The organism is Streptomyces sp. DH12 (assembly GCF_020873895.1).
Classification (GTDB): domain Bacteria; phylum Actinomycetota; class Actinomycetes; order Streptomycetales; family Streptomycetaceae; genus Streptomyces.
Map to the genome: position 1 here is coordinate 1 of NZ_JAHWGT010001293.1, position 428 is coordinate 428.

Consider the following 428-nt stretch of genomic DNA (forward strand, 5'->3'; position numbering starts at 1 on the left):
GGCCCCGTACGCCGATCCGCTGCTGCTGCCGATCGCCGTGCTGCTCAACGGAGTCGGGCTGGTGCTGATCTACCGGCTCGACCTGGAGACGCCGAGGGACCAGGCGGCGGCCGCCCAGCTCGTCTGGTCCACGCTCGGCGTCGCGCTGTTCACGGCGGTGGTGGTGCTGCTGCGCGACCACCGGGTGCTCCAGCGGTACGCGTACCTCTCGGTGGCCGCCGCGCTCGCGCTCATGACCGTGCCGATCTTCTTCCCGGCGGTGAACGGGGCGAAGATCTGGATCCGGGTCGGCGGACTCTCCTTCCAGCCCGGCGAATTCGCCAAGATCCTGCTCGCGGTGTTCTTCGCCGCCTACCTGGCCGCCAACCGCCACGCGCTCGCGTACACCGGCCGCCGGGTGTGGAAGCTGCAACTGCCCTCGGGCCGGG

At 71.3% G+C, this 428-nt stretch carries 1 protein-coding gene; it reads left to right on the plus strand.

Features of this window, described 5'->3' with window-relative positions; all coding sequences use genetic code 11:
* On the plus strand, positions 1-428 hold a 428-nt coding region (locus LPA54_RS39745), incomplete at both ends, for an FtsW/RodA/SpoVE family cell cycle protein (protein ID WP_228985271.1).